At 61.8% G+C, this 18110-nt stretch carries 15 protein-coding genes and 1 tRNA gene; 9 read left to right on the forward strand and 7 right to left on the reverse strand.

Annotation, left to right across the window (positions count from 1 at the left end):
* The first annotated feature begins 2 nt into the window (after nt 1-2).
* Nucleotides 3-539 carry a CatB-related O-acetyltransferase gene (locus WNE31_RS07195; protein WP_349979038.1) on the forward strand — a complete coding sequence of 179 codons (537 nt, stop codon included), beginning with the start codon at nt 3-5 and terminating at the stop codon, nt 537-539.
* 222 nt (nt 540-761) lie between these two features.
* Here the strand turns inward: WNE31_RS07195 and WNE31_RS07200 are convergent, their stop codons facing one another.
* The 5 genes from WNE31_RS07200 to pdxH form a co-directional block, all read right to left on the reverse strand.
* Nucleotides 762-4442, reverse strand: a complete 3681-nt coding sequence (locus tag WNE31_RS07200; RefSeq protein ID WP_349979039.1) for a vitamin B12-dependent ribonucleotide reductase — start codon at nt 4440-4442, stop codon at nt 762-764.
* Between the two features lie 770 nt (nt 4443-5212).
* Nucleotides 5213-5289: transfer RNA gene (locus tag WNE31_RS07205), tRNA-Pro, on the reverse strand.
* Nucleotides 5290-5317: 28 nt separating this feature from the next.
* Nucleotides 5318-5797: a DUF192 domain-containing protein gene (locus WNE31_RS07210; RefSeq protein ID WP_349979040.1), complete on the reverse strand. Its 480-nt coding sequence runs from the start codon at nt 5795-5797 to the stop codon at nt 5318-5320.
* A 9-nt stretch (nt 5798-5806) separates the two neighbouring features.
* Complete coding sequence (locus tag WNE31_RS07215) at nt 5807-6331, reverse strand: cold-shock protein (RefSeq protein WP_349979041.1); 525 nt, start codon at nt 6329-6331, stop codon at nt 5807-5809.
* Nucleotides 6332-6451: 120 nt separating this feature from the next.
* The gene (gene pdxH, locus WNE31_RS07220) at nt 6452-7057 is read right to left on the reverse strand and encodes a pyridoxamine 5'-phosphate oxidase (protein ID WP_349979042.1); all 606 of its coding nucleotides are present in this window, start codon (nt 7055-7057) and stop codon (nt 6452-6454) included.
* A 95-nt stretch (nt 7058-7152) separates the two neighbouring features.
* On the opposite strand from pdxH, the gene fabI reads away from it, so the two are divergent.
* The 7 genes from fabI to trpE all read left to right on the forward strand — a co-directional run bounded on the left by fabI (nt 7153) and on the right by trpE (nt 14956).
* The gene (fabI, locus tag WNE31_RS07225; RefSeq protein ID WP_349979043.1) at nt 7153-7971 is read left to right on the forward strand and encodes an enoyl-ACP reductase FabI; all 819 of its coding nucleotides are present in this window, start codon (nt 7153-7155) and stop codon (nt 7969-7971) included.
* A 7-nt stretch (nt 7972-7978) separates the two neighbouring features.
* Nucleotides 7979-8593 (forward strand): LysE family translocator, encoded by a 615-nt coding sequence (locus WNE31_RS07230; protein WP_349979045.1) that lies wholly within the window; start codon nt 7979-7981, stop codon nt 8591-8593.
* Between the two features lie 20 nt (nt 8594-8613).
* Entirely contained in the window at nt 8614-9132 is a 519-nt protein-coding gene (gene gpt / locus WNE31_RS07235) for a xanthine phosphoribosyltransferase (protein ID WP_349979046.1), read from the forward strand.
* Between the two features lie 129 nt (nt 9133-9261).
* Nucleotides 9262-9495: a hypothetical protein gene (locus tag WNE31_RS07240; RefSeq protein WP_349979047.1), complete on the forward strand. Its 234-nt coding sequence runs from the start codon at nt 9262-9264 to the stop codon at nt 9493-9495.
* Nucleotides 9496-10281: 786 nt separating this feature from the next.
* Nucleotides 10282-11457: an aminotransferase gene (locus WNE31_RS07245; RefSeq protein WP_349979190.1), complete on the forward strand. Its 1176-nt coding sequence runs from the start codon at nt 10282-10284 to the stop codon at nt 11455-11457.
* A gap of 75 nt (nt 11458-11532) precedes the next feature.
* Entirely contained in the window at nt 11533-13407 is a 1875-nt protein-coding gene (locus WNE31_RS07250; protein WP_349979048.1) for a peptidylprolyl isomerase, read from the forward strand.
* 37 nt (nt 13408-13444) lie between these two features.
* Nucleotides 13445-14956 (forward strand): anthranilate synthase component I, encoded by a 1512-nt coding sequence (gene trpE / locus WNE31_RS07255; protein WP_349979049.1) that lies wholly within the window; start codon nt 13445-13447, stop codon nt 14954-14956.
* Between the two features lie 30 nt (nt 14957-14986).
* On the opposite strand, the gene WNE31_RS07260 is transcribed toward trpE, so the two are convergent.
* Both WNE31_RS07260 and WNE31_RS07265 read right to left on the reverse strand, forming a co-directional pair.
* On the reverse strand, nt 14987-15805 hold the full coding sequence (locus WNE31_RS07260; RefSeq protein ID WP_349979050.1) for a DUF2189 domain-containing protein: 819 nt from the start codon (nt 15803-15805) through the stop codon (nt 14987-14989).
* A 157-nt stretch (nt 15806-15962) separates the two neighbouring features.
* Nucleotides 15963-17324 carry a divergent polysaccharide deacetylase family protein gene (locus tag WNE31_RS07265; RefSeq protein ID WP_349979051.1) on the reverse strand — a complete coding sequence of 454 codons (1362 nt, stop codon included), beginning with the start codon at nt 17322-17324 and terminating at the stop codon, nt 15963-15965.
* Between the two features lie 195 nt (nt 17325-17519).
* Here WNE31_RS07265 and WNE31_RS07270 point away from each other — a divergent pair, with 195 nt between their 5' ends.
* Nucleotides 17520-18107 (forward strand): anthranilate synthase component II, encoded by a 588-nt coding sequence (locus WNE31_RS07270; protein ID WP_349979052.1) that lies wholly within the window; start codon nt 17520-17522, stop codon nt 18105-18107.
* Nucleotides 18108-18110 lie beyond the last annotated feature (3 nt).

An 18110-nucleotide genomic window follows, 5' to 3' on the forward strand; every position in this document is an offset into this window, starting at 1 on the left:
GAATGCGCAGACGGTATCCCGATGTGAAAATCGGGCGCGGCAGCCATGTCAGCGACGACACCACGATCGGGGCGCATTCCTATATCGGCCTGCACTGCTTTGTGACGCGGGCGCGGATCGGGCGCTATGTGTCGATCGGCAATTTTGTCTCCATCGGCAACGGTGAACATGACCTGAAACGCGTCTCCACCGCCAGCATGTTCTACACCGAAGGCTATGACATCCTGACCCGTGGTGCCTGTGTGATCGACTCCGATGTCTGGATCGGGGTCGACTCGGTCATCCGGCGGGGCGTGCATCTGGGACATGGATGCGTTGTGGGCGCCAACTCGTTCGTAAACAAGGATATTCCGGCGTTTGCCATCGCCGTTGGATCGCCCGCGAAAGTGGTTGGATACCGCTTTCCCGAGGAGATTCGACAGGCCATTCTCGACTCGGGATGGTGGCAGCACGCGCCCGACAAGGCCGGCGCGATCATCCAGCAACTGGAACAGGATCTCGACCTCACCGGCGACATGGCCTCGCCCGATCCGTCCTGATCCCGCATAATAAGAAAAATGGGGGGCGCGAAGGCCCCCCAGTTTCGCCGCTCAGGCTCACTCATTGATACCGCCCGTGGTTTTTGCCTGCGGCCTGAGCGTCGTGTCGGAGCGAGCGCACCCGCTCCGTGTCTTGAAGGATATGACAGGTCACATCCTGATTCTCTTGCGGGAAATTCCTATCAAACTTCCCCTTAAATCCAACCCCTTACGGGGCGGAATTCAGCTACACCCGCTGGTCGCGCCGCAGGTATTGCACTTCATGCAGGTGCCGTTGCGTACCAGCGTATAGTTGCCGCAATCCCCACAGGGATCACCCTCGTAGCCCTGCATCTTGGCCTTGGTGCGCGCGTCCATGCTGACCGTGCCCGAGGCCACCGCAGTGGTGGTGGTGGCGGCGATGGTGGCCACGCCTGCACCGCCCGCCGTTTCCGGCACAAGGGTTTGCAGGGTGGCGACAGGATCGCTGCTGCCAAGGTCGACACCGCCCGCATTGCCGCCGTTCATCACGACCAATTCCTGCGGAACGCGCTTGCGCAGATAGCCTGTCGAGGAAATCTGTTTGAGCACCTCGAGCGAGCGGGTCGCTGCGGTTTCGGACAGTTCCTTGACGTTAGAGACACCCTCTTCCTCGCCACGGCCCAGATCATCGAAGCTCGCGCCTTCGGGTTTCACATGGGCCAGATCGGTCCGGTCAAGGTAGGACACGGCCAGTTCGCGGAAAATATAGTCAAGGATCGACGTTGCGTTCTTGATCGAGTCATTTCCCTGCACCATGCCCGCCGGTTCAAACTTGGTGAAGGTAAAGGCGTCGACGAATTCTTCGAGCGGCACGCCGTATTGCAGGCCCACCGACACCGCGATGGCAAAGTTGTTCATCATCGCGCGGAACCCGGCGCCCTCTTTATGCATGTCGATAAAGATTTCGCCCAGCGAGCCGTCGCCGTATTCGCCGGTGCGCAGATACACCTTGTGCCCGCCGACAACCGCCTTCTGGGTATAGCCCTTGCGGCGTTCCGGCATCTTTTCGCGGTGACGCTTGACGATTTCCTTGATGACGACCTTCTCGATCACCTTCTCGGCCAGCACCTGTGCCTTTTCCTGCGGCGTGCCGGTTTCGAGGGTCTCGGCGGCGTCCTCGTCATCCTCGACCAGCGCGGCGGCCAGCGGTTGCGACAGTTTCGAGCCGTCGCGGTACAGTGCGTTGGCCTTGATGCCAAGCGACCACGACAGCTCATAGGCCTTCTGGCAGTCCTCGATGGTGGCGTCGTTTGGCATGTTGATCGTTTTCGAGATCGCACCCGAGATGAACGACTGGGCTGCGGCCATCATGGTGATGTGGCTGTCAACACTCAGATAACGCTTGCCTTTTTTACCGCACGGGTTGGCGCAATCGAAGATCGCGTAATGCTCTTCCTTGAGGAAGGGCGCGCCTTCGAGGGTCATTGTCCCGCAGACATGGTCGTTGGCGGCCTCGACATCGCGGCGCGAAAAGCCAAGATGCGCCAGCAGGTCAAAGCTGGGATCGTTCAGTTTCTCGGCGGGAATGCCCAGCACGTTGGTGCAGAACTCCTCACCCAGGGTCCATTGGTTGAAGACAAATCGGATGTCAAAGGCCGAGCCAAGCGCGGCTTCGATCTTGTCCAGCTCGTTCTGGCCAAAGCCGTGCCCGACCAGCGAGGTGTGGTTGATGCCCGGCGCGTTGCCAAGGGTGCCATGGCCCACCGCGTAGGACACGATTTCCTCGATCTGGGCCGATGAATAGCCCAGCGTTTCCAGTGCAGCTGGCACCGAACGGTTGATGATCTTGAAATAACCACCGCCCGCGAGTTTCTTGAACTTGACCAGCGCAAAGTCCGGCTCGATCCCGGTCGTGTCGCAATCCATGACCAGACCGATTGTGCCGGTCGGTGCAATGACCGAGGTCTGGGCGTTTCTAAACCCATGTTTTTCACCAAGGCTCAGCGCCTCGTCCCAGGCCGACTTGGCCAGCGCGACAAGGTTGTGGTCGGGGCAGTTGCCGTGATCCAGCGCGACCGGCTTTACCGCCAGCCCTTCGTAGCCTTCGGTCTGGCCATAGGCGGCGCGACGGTGGTTGCGGATGACGCGCAGCATATGGTCCGCGTTGCGCTTGTATCCGTCAAACGCGCCCAGCTCGCCCGCCATCTCGGCGCTTGTCGCATAGGCCACACCGGTCATGATCGCGGTCAGCGCGCCGGTCAGGGCACGACCTTCATCGCTGTCATACCCATAACCCATGTTCATCAGCAGTCCGCCGATATTGGCGTAACCCAAACCCAGCGTGCGGAAATCATAGGACAGTTGCGCAATTTCCTTGGACGGGAACTGGGCCATCGTCACCGAGATTTCCAGCGTAATGGTCCACAGGCGCGTGGCGTGCATGTAATCCTCGGCCTGGAACACGCCGTCCTTGTAGAAGGTCAACAGGTTCATCGATGCCAGGTTACAAGCCGTGTCATCCAGGAACATGTATTCGGAACAAGGATTTGAGCCGCGAATCTCACCGTCTTCGGGGCATGTGTGCCAGGCGTTCACGGTGTCGTGGTACTGAATGCCGGGGTCGGCACAGGCCCAGGCCGCGTGGCCCACGTCTTCCCACAGCTTGCGCGCCTTGATGGTCTTGGCGACCGTGCCGTCGGTGCGGCGGATCAGCTCCCAGTCGGCATCGTTTTCGACCGCCTTCAGGAAGGCATCGGTGACGCGGATCGAGTTGTTCGAGTTCTGGCCCGACACAGAGGCATAGGCTTCGGAATCCCAGTCGGTGTCATAGGTCGGGAACTCGATGCTGGCATAGCCCTGCTTGGCGTAATCCAGCACGCGCTTGATATAGGTTTCGGGAATGGCAACGGTTTTGGCGTCGCGGATCGCCGCCTTCAGACCTGCATTGACCTTGGGGTCATAGGCATCGGTTTCGGTGCCATCCCAAGCCTTGATCGCTGCGAAAATGCCGTTGAGCTTCTGCTCGTGCATTTTCGAGCCTGCCACGATCGAGGCGACCTTCTGCTCTTCTTTGACTTTCCAGTTGATGTATTCCTCGATATCCGGATGGTCCGCATCAACGATGACCATCTTGGCCGCGCGACGTGTGGTGCCGCCCGACTTGATCGCGCCTGCCGCGCGGTCCCCGATCTTGAGGAAGCCCATCAATCCCGAGGACTTGCCACCACCGGACAGCGATTCACCATCGGCCCGCAGCGACGAGAAATTGGTGCCAGTGCCCGAACCGTATTTGAACAGGCGCGCTTCGCGTACCCAGAGATCCATAATGCCGCCATCGCCGACAAGGTCATCCTTGACCGACTGGATAAAGCAGGCATGGGGCTGCGGGTGTTCATAGGCCGATTTCGACTTGGTCAGCTTGCCGGTCTTGTAGTCCACGTAATAGTGGCCCTGCCCCGGACCGTCGATGCCATAGGCCCAGTGCAGACCGGTGTTGAACCATTGCGGGCTGTTGGGCGCGGCGCGCTGGGTCGCCAACATATAGCGCATTTCGTCGAAATAGGCGCGGGCGTCTTCTTCGGTGCTGAAATAGCCACCTTTCCAGCCCCAGTATGTCCAGGCCCCTGCCAGACGGTCGAACACCTGCTTGGCGCTCGTTTCGCCGCCGATCTCGGCACCCTCTGCCGGCACCGAGCGCCACAGGAATTCCGGCACGTCTTTTTCACGCACTTTCCTGACCGCCGAGGGCACACCCGCCTTGCGGAAATATTTCTGTGCAATGACGTCGCTCGCCACCTGGCTCCAGCTTGACGGCACTTCGACCGCGTCCAGACGGAATACGATGGTGCCATCCGGATTGCGAATTTCGGACTCGGTGGTCACGAAGTCCAGGTCTGCGTAAGCGTCCTGCCCTGCTTTTGTAAATGTTCTTTCGATTTTCATTATCGCCTCGTCCCGCGTTTTTTAGTCAGTCCCCATCCGTGCGTCATTGCGCACGGCCCATGCCCCCGGGGCGCCTGTCTGGTCACGAGACAAACCGTCCCTGCCCCGGACAACGTGGTTTTGTCCGGACTCGCCCGTGCCCGATGATAGGCCCGTGTGATGGTGTCAGTTTTACGTCCCTGCCCAGATCAAGGCTGAACCACTATATGTTGTGGGTTTCCCGATCTGCCCGCACAATCTGGCGTATCACACCATAAGGGGTCAAACCTTTTATTTACAAATCCGCCACTTTTTTGCGGTTGACGCAAACGACCCGAAGCGGCTCTAGGCAGCGGATTTGATTCCTTTCCGCAGGTGCGAAATCGGCAATCTGCATGTGGTCTCTCAGGGAATGGGCGGAAGGTTTTGGAAAACAACAAAAATCCAGATTTGCCCCGCTAGGCGGGAACTTATCCACAAGATATTGTGGAAAACAGGCGCTCCACACAACATCTATGCATTCGCCAAAAAATCATCACAAACCATACGGCACCGGCAGGGTGATTCTTCGGGGAATCACGGCACGGATACGCAGGGCGTGTGACGGAACAGGATCAGGGAAAGAGTCGTTCTCCCGATCCCAATGCAAGGCCCAGGCGTCATGCCTGCCCGCCGGATCGCCTGCACCACTATATATAGTGGCACGATGTCCAGATCAGAAACGCTTGCACAGAAGCGCCCCGCACCAAACGCGGAGCTGGCAACTTCGTGTCGTGCTTTTCAGAGAAAAATGGTCGGGACGGCAAGATTCGAACTTGCGACCCCCTGTACCCAAAACAGGTGCGCTACCAGACTGCGCTACGCCCCGGACCGTGCAGGCGGTTTAGCGGCATTGTTCAGCCGTCACAAGGCCAAACCGCACCCTCTTGCAAAATTGACGGGTGGCGCAGCGCACTGCCCTCGGTGATGCCCATGCGCGCGGCCAGACCGCCGTTGATTTCCAGAACATAGCGCACGGGCTGACCGCTGCCGATAGGTGTGCGGTCCAGGGGTTGCGCGTTGGAATGGATATGCACCACCTCGCCATTTTCGGCGATGAACAGCATGTCCAGCGGGATCAGCGTATTTTCCATCCAGAAGGACACGGGTTCGGTCCGGTCGAACACGAACAGCATTCCGGCCGAGGTCGGCATATGGTCACGGTTCATCAGACCAATGGCGCGTTCGCGCCTGTCATCCGCCACCTCGACCGAGAATCGCGCCTGCCCCCAATCGCCCCGCAGCGTAACCGCGTCGTCGCGGCATGTGTCTGCCGCGACCTGTGTTGAGGCAAAGACCACGCCAAGGAGGACAGCGGCGCGAAGGCTCATTTTCATGATGGCATCCTATTTCAGCGCGTTTTCCCAGGCCGAGACCTCGGTCGCCATGCGCCCGCGCTTGCCCTCGATCACGCGCAAGGCCAGCGCCTCGCCCGGTTGCAGATCGGCCAGACCCGAGCGGCGCAGCACCTCGATATGAACAAACACGTCTTCGGGACGGCCAAAGATATTGGCGAACCCGAACCCCTTGGCCTTGTCGAACCACTTGACCCGCGCCGGTTCCAGCGGCGCGTTGCGCATCGCCTCTTCATCCAGATCGCGGAAATCCTCGAGCGTGGCCGACAGCGCCGCCGCGGGCGCGTCAATGCGAAACACCTCGACCGCCTGCACACCGCGATCGGTCTTCTGCACCTCCAGTTCGATCCTGGCCGAATCCGCAACCGAGCTTTGCCCGAAATTGCGCAGGACATTGGCATGCAACAGGATATCCGGTCCCCCGTCATCCGCGATCACAAAGCCAAATCCCTTGACCGGATCAAACCACTTTACTTCACCGGCGACTCGCACCTTGTCTTTTTCGTTTTCACTCAACACGTTAACCTTACGTAAACATCATCCCCATGATAGTTAACAGATTGTGCTTTAATTCCCTGGTGGCGGCAAGGGAAACCATAAGTTTTTTAGGGGTTTGCCATTTACGTTACGTGAAAATCACGGGTTCAGACGGGTGATTTCCCAAGTGTCGTTAACGTTTTCGCGCCGCCAGACAAAGCGGTCATGCAGGCGGAACGCCCCGTCGGCCCAGAACTCGATTTCGACCGGCGTGATACGGAACCCACCCCAGAACGGCGGACGTTTCGGCGACGGTCCCTGCTGGGCGGTGACCTTGGCCACCTCGGCCATCAGCGCGGTGCGCGACGACAGCGGTTGTGACTGCTGCGAGGCCCAGGCACCAAGGCGGCTTTTGAGCGAGCGCGAGTTGTAATAGGCATCGGCCTGCGGCCCCTCTTCGCGGGTCACGGTCCCGCGCACCCGCACCTGCCGGCGCAGCGATTTCCAGTGCATGACAAAGGCCGCCTTGCCGCCCTGTTCAATCTCGCGGGCCTTGGCGCTGCCATAGTTGGTGTAGAACACAAAGGCGGCGTCGTCGATATCCTTGAGCAGCACCATGCGGGCATTGGGCAACCCGTCGGCATCAACCGTCGACAGGGCGATGGCATTGGGGTCGTTGATCTCGGTCTGCTCGGCTTCGGCCAACCACGCACGGGCAATGGCGAACGGATCGTCGCCTGCAAAAATTCCGGTTCTGTCTGACATCTTGTTTCCCTTTACCTGAGGTCATTGCCGCACTTGATGCGCTCTGCCGGATCGCCTAAACGTCCTGCAAACCGAATTTGGACGGAGATGACGGAATGTCAAACAATCTGATGGCAGGCAAGCGCGGCCTCATCATGGGGCTTGCCAATGACAAGTCGATTGCCTGGGGCATCGCAAAAGCCTGTGCAGATGCGGGCGCCGAGATGGCATTCAGTTATATGGGGGATGCGTTCAAGAAACGTGTCGAACCGCTTGCCGCCCAGCTTGGCGTCGAAACCCTGATCGACTGCGACGTGTCTGACGCGGCCTCGATCGACGCGGCCTTCGCCGAGATCGAGGAAAAATGGGGTAAACTGGACTTTATCGTGCATGCCATCGGGTTCTCGGACAAATCGGAACTGCGCGGTCGTTATGTGGAAACGTCGAAGGACAACTTCCTGATGACGATGGACATCTCGGTCTATTCCTTCACCGCCGTGATGCAGCGTGCGGAAAAACTGATGAAAGACGGTGGATCGGCGCTGACCCTGACCTATTACGGTGCGGAACAGGTGATGCCGCATTACAATGTGATGGGTGTGGCCAAGGCCGCACTGGAAGCGTCGGTCATGTACCTGGCCGAGGATCTGGGCAAGGACAACATCCGCGTGAACGCCATTTCCGCTGGTCCGATCAAGACGCTGGCCGCAAGTGGCATCGGTGACTTCCGTTATATCCTGAAATGGAACGAGCTGAACTCGCCCCTCCGCCGCAACGTGACCATCGAGGATGTGGGCAAATCCGCGCTGTACCTTTTGTCCGATCTCGGCTCGGGTGTGACGGGCGAGAACCTGCACGTGGATGCGGGCTATCACGTGGTCGGTATGAAGGCCGTGGACGCCCCCGACATCGACGCGGTGACCGGCCGGAAGTGATCCGGCCATGACCGCTGCGGCGTTCCTGTCGATCCTCGCGATTCACCTGTTGGCAGCGATGAGCCCCGGCCCCTCTTTCGTGGTGGCGGTGCGGGTGGCCGCCGCGCACGGGTTTCGCCCGGCGGCGGGGCTTGCCATCGGCTTTGGCGCAGGCGCGGCCTTGTGGGCTCTGGCCGCGATTGCCGGTCTGGCGCTGGTCTTCCAAATCCTGCCCTCGCTGTTTTTTGTGCTGAAACTGGTCGGCGCGGGGTTCCTGATCTGGCTCGCGGTGCAGATGTGGCGCACGGCCGACCTGCCCCTCTCCGGCCCCGAGACCGACCTGACCCCGATGCGGTTCGGCGCGGCGTTGCGACTGGGGTTTCTGACTGCAGCCGCCAATGCCAAGACGGCGGTGTTTTTCGGCGCGATCTTTGCGGGGTTGATCCCGCCGGGTACGCCGCTCGCGTGGCTGGCTGCAATCCTTGTCGCGGTCTTTATCAATGAAACCCTGTGGTATGTGATCGTCGCGCGCGCCTTTTCCTTGCCGCGCGCGCGTGCTGGGTATATCCGTCTCAAATCGGCGGTCGACCGCGCCTTTGGCGGCCTGATTGCCCTGTTCGGATTGAAAATCGCCCTGAGCTAGACACCCTGAAGGAGCCCCCCATGACCGACCGTCTGCCCCATGAAAAAGGCTTTCATATCAGCTGGGACCAGATCCACCGTGACAGCCGCGCCCTGGCGTGGCGCCTCGACGGGCATGGCCCCGATGACGGCGCGTGGCGGGCGGTGGTTGCAATCACGCGGGGCGGCATGGCGCCAGCCATGATCGTGAGCCGCGAGCTGGACATTCGCACCGTCGACACGATCAGCGTGAAATCCTATCACTCGGGCGGTGGCAAGCAGGACCAGCAGCGCGACGCGCAGGTTCTGAAAAGCCCAGATGCAAACTTGATGGGCGATGGCGAGGGTATCCTGATCATCGACGATCTGGTCGACTCGGGCAAAACGCTGGAACTGGTGCGCGAGATGTACCCCAAGGCGCATTTCGCCACCGTCTATGCCAAACCCAAGGGCGAACCGATGGTCGACACGTTCATCACCGGCGTGAGTCAGGACACGTGGATCTTCTTCCCGTGGGATATGGCGCTGCAATATGTAGAACCCTATCGCGGCACAGACTGATCCTTTGCCCGCTGTCGCGGGCAATGCCTCCGGCGGGAGTATTTCGGGCAAGATGAAGACGGAGCGGCGGTCGCATAAGAGACGCCATTGCGGGTTGCGCCGGGGCGCGATTGAAGGGACGCTTTGGCGATGCGCAGGCTTTGGGTTCATATTGGGCATGACAAGACGGGATCGTCTTATCTTCAATCGGTCTTTGCCCGGAACCTTGACATGCTGGGCGCCGCCGGGATCGCCTATCCGGTACGTCCGGATCTGAGGGAAACCGCAGCCAAGGGGCAGACCACATCGGGCACTGAAAATGGCCCCGACCTCGAGTCGCGCATGGCCGCCCTGCCGGGCGGTCTAGACGTGTTGCTGAGTTAAGAGGGTTTTTTCAACCTGTTGGCCGAGCAGCCCGACGCGGAACTGGGACGCTGGCAGGATTGGTGCCGGACGTTCGGGTTTGACGAGCTGCATGTTCTTCTGTTCACGCGCGATCCGGTGGCCCATGCGGTGTCGTCCTATTTGCAAACCGTGCGTTGGCATGGGCAGACAGATCCGCTGGACACATACGTTCTGGGCTATCACCCTCCGCTGATCGTGCTGCGGGTGCTGGAACGCCTGCAGGCGGCGCCGTGGGTCACCTCGGTGACCGTGCGCAATTATTCCAGGGTGCGGGAACGTCTGACGGCCGAGGTTTTGGACTGGTTGCCTTTGCTGCGGGATATGGCGTTTGCCGAGGACACCGGCGAGGTGGTCAATCGTGGCCTGTCGGATACGGAACTGGCTCTGGTCCTGCGGATGAACCGGCGCAGTCCTGACCGGGCCCGCGCCTTTGCCATGCGCGCGCTGTTGCTGTTTCCCGAAGCAGAGAGCGCCCGGGCGGCCCTCGCTCGGGGCGCAGGAACAGGTGGTTTCGCAAAATGGAGACGCCATGGCCATGGTCAACGCACAGGTCCCGCCCGAAGGCCAGTACAGCATCGACACCCGCCCCCCGCCAGAGCGCGCGGTCACGCGACTGGAAATCGCGACCACGCTGGCGCGGATGGCGCTGGGGTTGGCGCGGGTGCGGGTGGGTCGGATTTTCGGGCGCTGACAGGATCGGGCCGCTTGCCCTTGGGCAGGCACGGCCCTAGGGTCTGCCTGTTGATGACTGACCCGGAGAGCGCCATGCCCCTGCCCCGCACCGCCACCACCTTTGCCCCGCCCGTGATGGAGGCGCGCCGCTGGCTGGAGGGGATGACGTTCACAGAGGACAGACCCCTGATCAACGTCAGCCAGGCCGCGCCGGTCGATCCGCCGCCCGAGGGGCTGCGCCGCCACATCGCCGAAACCGCGCTGACCGTGGCAGAGGCGCATCTTTACGGGCCGGTTCTGGGCCTGCCAGAGTTGCGCGACGAGGTCGCAACGCAGTTCTCGGCGGCCTATGGGGGCGAGATCGCCGCGGCGCAGGTGGCAATCACCTCGGGCTGTAATCAGGCCTTTTGTGCCGCGATCATGTCGCTGTGTGGTGAAGGGGATGAGGTTATCCTGCCAACCCCTTGGTATTTCAACCATAAAATGTGGCTGGATATGCTGGGTGTAACTACCGTGCCGCTGGCCACGGGTCGTGACCTGTTGCCTGATCCCGAACGGGCAGCGGCGCTGATCACCGACCGGACCCGCGCGATTGTATTGGTCACACCGAACAACCCCGGCGGCGTGGAATACCCCGCTGAACTGGTGCGCGCCTTCTTTGATATGGCCCGCGCGCGCGGCATTGCGCTGATCGTTGACGAGACCTATCGCGACTTTGACTCGCGCAGCGGCGCGCCGCATGACCTGTTCACGGATCCCGACTGGCACGACACGCTGATCCAGCTTTATTCCTTTTCCAAGGCGTACCGCCTGACCGGACACCGTGTCGGCGCGATGATCACCAGCGCCGCGCGGCTGGCCGAGGCCGAAAAGTTTCTGGATACAGTCACGATCTGTCCCAACCAGTTGGGCCAGCACGCAGCGCTTTGGGGGATGCGAAACCTGTCGCAATGGCTGGCGGGGGAACGGGCCGAGATCCTTGACCGGCGTGCCGCGATTTCCGACCATTTCCCGATGCTGGAGGCAACAGGCTGGAAGCTGATGGGAGTCGGCGCCTATTTCGCCTATGTGGAACATCCGTTTGACGCGCCCTCGGACGAGGTCGCCCAAAAACTGGTGCAAGAGGCCCATGTCCTCACCCTGCCCGGGACCATGTTCATGCCCGCGAGCGACGCCAGCGGCCAGCGGCAGATGCGCATCGCCTTTGCCAATGTCGACCGCGCTGGCATCCAGACCCTGTTCGAGCGGTTGAAAGCCGTACAAATCTAGGTGTCTGCGCCCATGTGCCGCCCGTCGCCTCTTGCGACCCCCTGCCATGCAGCGTAGACATCCCCGAAAGGTCTGATGAAGACCACCACTGACGGGGAAAAACACATGTCCAAGGGCAAAACGTCGAACATTCTGGTCTGGATCCTGATGGGTTTGCTGATTGTCGGCCTTGGCGGGTTCGGTGCGCTGAACCTGTCGGGCACGGTGACCACGTTGGGCATGGTTGGCGACGAAGAAATCACGCTGGATGAATATGCCCTCGAACTGCAACGGGAAATGCGCGCGATCGAGGCACAGACCGGCCAGTCCGTCAGCATCGCCGACATGCAGGCCGCCGGGATGGATCGCGCGGTTCTGGCCAATCTCGTGACCCAGCATGGCATGGATGCCGAGAACCGCCGCATGGGCCTGTCGCTGGGCGACGAGAACCTTGCCAAGGAACTGTTCCAGATCCCCGAATTCCAAAACCCCGATGGCACGTTCAACCGCGACGCCTATCGCTATGCGATGGAGCAGGCGCGCCTGACCGAGGCCGCGTTCGAAGAAAGCGTGCGGGATGAAACCGCGCGCCGCTGGTTGCAGGCGGCGATTTTCACCGGTGTTTCGATGCCGGAGACCTATGGCGACACCCTGCTGAACTTTGTCGGTGAAGAACGTGACGTGACGCTGGCCCGTCTGGAGGCCAACATGCTTGTGGTGCCGCTGCCGGTGGCCGATGACGTGACCCTGCGTGCCTTTTACGACGCCAATATCGACGCCTATATGCACCCTGCGACGCGCGATATCACCTATGCGTGGCTGACGCCGGACATGCTGATCGACACGGTGGAGATCGACGAAACCGTCCTGCGCCAGATCTATGACGAGCGCAGCGGCGAATATAATCGCCCCGAGCGCCGTCTGGTCGAACGTCTGGGTTTTGCCAACGAGGCCGACGCCCAGCAGGCGCTGGACCGCATGAACCGGGGCGAAGCCTCGTTCGAAACGTTGGTCGAGGAGCGGGGCCTGTCGCTGGGCGATGTGGACATGGGCGACGTGAGCCAGGCCGAGCTTGGCGGGGCCGCTGGAGAGGCCGTCTTTACTGCGCCCAGCGGGGCCATCGTAGGGCCGGTGGATTCCGATCTTGGTGCCGCGCTCTTCCGCATCAACGGCATCCTGCCTGCCCAGAATACCAGCTTTGAAGAGGCGCTGCCCTTCCTGCGCGAGGAACTGGCCGCCGAACGCGCCCGCCGCGTGATCGAGACTCAGGTCGGTGATGTGGACGATCTTCTGGCGGCTGGTGCCACGGTCGAGGAACTGGCCACGGAAACCGATATGCAGGTCGGCACGCTGGGCTGGCACCCCGAGGCGCCTGACACCATCGCCGGATATGAAGAATTCCGCGCCGTGGCCGCAGCGGTCAAGGAAAGCGATTTCCCGCAGGTCGAATTTCTTGAGGATGGCGGCATCTTCGCGCTGCGCCTTGATGGGGAAACTGCCGCCACGCCGAAGCCCTTTGAAGAAGTGCGCGCCGACGTGCTGACCGACTGGACCAACAGCGAAACCGTGCGCCGCCTGCAAGAAATGGCCGACACGCTGTTGCCGCAACTGGCCGGCGATGCCCCGTTCGAGGCATTTGGCCTGACCCCGCGCAACGAGGCCGGGATCATCCGGGACGGGTTCGTGCCGGATGTGCCCGAGGGGTTCGTCAGTGACATCTTCGCGCTGGAGCCCGGACAGGTCGTCGCCATTGCTGCCGAGGATCATCTGATCCTTGCCCGTCTTGACGCTATTCGGGCACCCGATCTGGCCAATCCGCGCACCGGACAGATGCGCCAGATCGTGCTGCAACAGGCGTCCGAGGCGCTGGCCATTGATCTCTATCAGGCCTATTCAGGCGCGCTGCAGGGCATTCACCCCGTCAGCGTGAACCAGCAGGCCCTGAACGCGGTACACGCACAATTCCAGTAAGACCCGGCCCCGCGCCACAGCCAAAAGGGAAGACCCCGTGGAACTGATCCCGTCCTATGACAGCTTTGCCGCCGCCTATGAGGCGGGTCGCAATCAGGTGGTCTATGCCCGTCTGGCGGCCGATCTAGACACGCCGGTTTCGCTGATGCTGAAACTGACCGGGGCGCAGAAAGATGCGTTCATGCTGGAATCCGTGACCGGCGGAGAGGTGCGCGGGCGTTATTCGATTATCGGCATGAAGCCTGACCTGATCTGGCAATGCCACGGCACCGAGTCGCGCATCAACCGCAATGCGCGGTTTGACCCCGACGGGTTCGAGCCGCAGGAGATGGACCCTCTGACCGCGCTGCGCGCCCTGATCGAGGAAAGCCGCATCGCCCTGCCCGACGACCTGCCGCAAGCGTCTGCCGGTCTGTTCGGCTATCTGGGCTATGACATGATCCGTCTGGTGGAACATCTGCCCGACGTGAATCCCGACCCACTGGGCCTGCCCGATGCCTGCATGATGCGCCCCTCGGTGGTGGCCGTGCTGGACGGCGTCAAGGGCGAGGTCACCGTGGTGTCGCCCGCCTGGGTCAGCGAAGGCCAGTCCGCCAAGGCCGCCTATGCGCAGGCCGCTGAACGGGTGATGGACGCCGTGCGTGATCTGGAACGCGCCATGCCGCAGGCCGCGCGTGATCTGGGCGATGCAGACGAAATCGCGCCGCCCGTGTCGAACTTCACGAAAGAAGGCTATATGGCCGCCGTCGAGAAGGCCAAGGATTACATCCGTGCGGGGGATATCTTTCAGGTGGTGCCCGCGCAACGCTGGACGCAGGAATTCCGCCAGCCGCCTTTCGCGCTTTATCGGTCGTTGCGGCGCACCAACCCTTCGCCCTTCATGTTCTATTTCAACTTTGGCGGTTTCCAGGTGATCGGGGCCAGCCCTGAGATCCTTGTGCGCGTCTTCGGCGACGAGGTCACCATCCGCCCCATCGCGGGCACCCGCCCCCGTGGCGCCACGCCGGAAGAGGACAACGCGCTCGAGGCTGATCTGCTGGCCGACAAGAAGGAACTGGCGGAACATCTCATGCTGCTGGACCTCGGACGCAACGATACGGGGCGCGTATCCAAGATCGGCACCGTGCGCCCGACCGAACAGTTCATCATCGAACGCTACAGCCACGTGATGCATATCGTCTCGAACGTCGTGGGCGAACTGGCCGAGGACAAGGACGCGCTGGATGCGTTCTTCGCGGGTATGCCCGCCGGTACGGTCTCGGGCGCGCCCAAGGTGCGGGCGATGGAGATCATCGACGAGCTGGAGCCGGAAAAGCGCGGCATCTATGGCGGCGGCGTGGGCTATTTCAGCTCGGGCGGGGACATGGATATTTGTATCGCCCTGCGCACGGCCATCGTGAAAGACGAAAAGCTGTATATTCAGGCAGGCGGCGGCGTGGTCTATGACAGCGACCCCGAGGCCGAATATATGGAAACCGTGCACAAATCGAACGCCATCCGGCGCGCGGCAGCGGATGCGGCGCGGTTTACCGGCAACGGCAACGGGTGATCCCCCGCCCCTGTGTCCTGATCTCCCGACCTAGGCGTCGATCGGCGCCACCGCGCGCTGGTAGAGATGCCATGTGGTGTGGCCAAGGATCGGCAGGGTAAAAATCAGGCCCAGAAAGGCCGGCACCATCGACAACAGCATCGTGACCGAGATAATCGCCGCCCAGCCCAGCATCACCACGGGGTTTTCCGTTACCACCCGCACCGAGGTGAGCATGGCCGTCACGAAATCAATCTCGCGGTCCAGCAGGATCGGCATGGCCACCACCGTGACCGAAAACAGCACCGCCGAGAGGACCGCGCCCGCCAGCGTGCCAATCGCAAGGAAGGTCCAGCCTTCCGGCGTCGAGAACACGATCTGCATGAACCCGTCGAAATCCGAGAACGAGGCATCCTGAAGGATGATCGCCAGCCACAGCCGCACCTGATAGACCCAGACCCAGAAGATGAACAGGGTCACGAACGCCATCCAGCCCATTTCGCGTTTGCGCTGGTTGGCCATGACGGTCAGGATTTCCGACCAGCCGAAACTCTCGCCCTTTTCCAGGCGGCGCGACATTTCATAAAGACCGGCGGCAGCAAAGGGCGCGACCAGCGGAAAGCCGACCACGGCGGGAATGACCATCCAGATCTTGCCGAGCGAGACAAGGCTCCAGACAAACAGAATCCCGAACAGAGCGTAGAACAGGCCGAAAAAGCCGCTCATGACCGGGCGCGCAAGAAAGTCGGCAAAGCCGGCTTTCAGAGAGTCGGAGATATCTTCGGACGTGACCTTGTTGACCACAGGCACGGGCGGCGCCTGTGGGGCCACGGTTTCCGGTGAGGTGGACTCGTCGGTCTTGGATGTCATGGCTTGCTCCTCCCAAAGCAGGGCCCCGCCCGCGCCTGCCTTACAACAGACCGGACGACGCAACAGACACGCCTCCTGCAAACAGAGTGCAACAGGACGGGCCATCGGGCAAGGTTTTCAAACCCACCGCCCTGTCTGGATGGGATTTGAGCTGGCCTCAGAGTTCCTTGGAGCGCAACAGCGCCGAGACCGGCGCCAACGACACCGTGCTGGCACGATCCTGCAAGCCCCAGAGCAACAGCGCCGAGATCGTTTCCTCGCGCAGACGCCCGACCATGACCACGCCGCCTTCCTGACCGGCCTTGAACGCGGCCTGATCAAGGAACCGCCGGATCACGGTGGCATTCTGGCCCTTGCCGTCAAAATCGCGGAACACCGTGGCGGCGGGCACGCCATCGCGGCTGGCCAGCTTTTGCGCCGTGTTCAGCCCCTTGGGGAACATCACCAGCCCGTGACCGGAATTCAGCAACACCGCGCGGGTCTGGTCCGAGACTTCTTTGCTGCCCTGCAACCCGTCTCCGGTGCCTTCCATGACACCGATGGCTTCGGGCATGGCCGAAAGATGCGCATCCAGCGCGACCTCGACATCCGACGCCGCCGCTGCGGCGGGCAGATCGACCATCGCCAGAACCTCGAACCCGAGATTGCGATAGGTCGCGACCCGCTCTACCAGATCGGGGACCAGCGTGTTGACCGCAAAGCTGAGGGGATAGGGAAAGCTTGTCAGTATCTCGACGTCGATTTCGCTGCTGCCGTCATCCAACAGCACAACCGACATGATCGGCTTGCCGGGTTCGATCTCGAAAGGTTCGGCATTGAGGTCAAAGGGACGCGGGGTGCGGGTGGTCTCGACGGGGGTGGCGTCGCCCGTCACGGTGGGCAGGCGCGAGGATTCAAGCTGGGGGAACTTCTCGTCCAGATTGCCTGCGGGTTTCAGCATCGACTCGCCCTCGGACATCTCTGTCGCCATGTCTTCGGTTTCGCCGCTTTCGGCATCTGGCGACATGTCCTGTTCGGGGGCCGGGGCGGGTGTTTCAAAGGCGCCTTCAACCACGGGCACCGAGGGCGCAACGGGCTGGGCCGGGTTGGTTGTGATCGAGAGGTCGTCGTCCGTCGAGGGCGCGGCGGGGGCTTCGGTCATCGCACCGGGCAAGGCGGGATCAGAGGTGCTGTCGCCGCTCAGCCCCGAGGCAGCGCTGCCGGGCTCGGGGGCGGTCATGGTGCCGTCAGGTGCGGCCACATCCGGTTTCGGAGCCGAGGCGGTGTCGGTCAGAGGCGGCTGGTCGCCGTCGCCCGTGGATGTGACGGGCGGGGTTCCGGTTTCGGGCACGGTGGTGTCCACCTGCGAACCTCCGGCAACGGGCGTGCCATCGGCAGGCGGTGTCACGCCCGCGGGTTCGGTCGCATCGGTCTGGGGCGCTACCGTGGCTGGCAGCGGTGCCAGCAAAGACGCCAATCCCAGCACGAGGGCAATCGTCACCGCCCCCCAGAAAACCCCGGAAATCAAACCTCTGATCATGCTCTCGCCCTCTTGCGCCGTCTTGCCTGTTCCAAGCGCCCGGTCTGGTCGCCCGATTCTGGTGCGTTTGGCGGGTTTGCGGCGGAGGAACCTGCCCGCACCCTCTTGACCCTACGCGCCAAGCCTGAACATGTATACCGCGACCGGGCCCGGGGTCTCTACCCTGTTTCTCATCTTTGGACAAAGAACTGCAATATGCTGCTGCTAATCGATAACTACGACAGTTTCACCTACAACCTTGTGCATTACCTGGGCGAACTTGGCGCGGATGTGCAGGTACACCGCAATGACGCCCTGACCGTGCAGGATGCGATGGGGATGAAACCGGCAGGCATCCTGTTATCCCCCGGCCCCTGCGACCCCGATCAGGCCGGTATCTGCCTGGCCCTGACCGAGGCCGCCGCCGAAACCCGCACGCCCTTGATGGGGGTTTGCCTCGGGCACCAAACCATCGGCCAGGCCTTTGGCGGCAAGGTGGTGCGCTGCCACGAGATCGTGCACGGCAAGATGGGACAGATGCACCACACCGGCAAAGGCGTGTTCAAGGGCCTGCCCAGTCCGTTCGACGCGACGCGCTATCACTCGCTGGTGGTCGAACGCGAGAGTCTGCCTGACTGTCTTGAAGTCACGGCCGAGCTTGAGGACGGCACCATCATGGGCCTGCAACACCGCACGCTTCCCATCCAAGGCGTCCAGTTCCACCCCGAGTCGATCGCCTCGGAGCACGGTCACGCCATGCTGCGGAACTTTCTCGACATGATGCCCGCGACCGAGGAGGCCTGATCC

Source organism: Shimia fortis, assembly GCF_040225985.1.
Classification (GTDB): Bacteria; Pseudomonadota; Alphaproteobacteria; order Rhodobacterales; family Rhodobacteraceae; genus Shimia.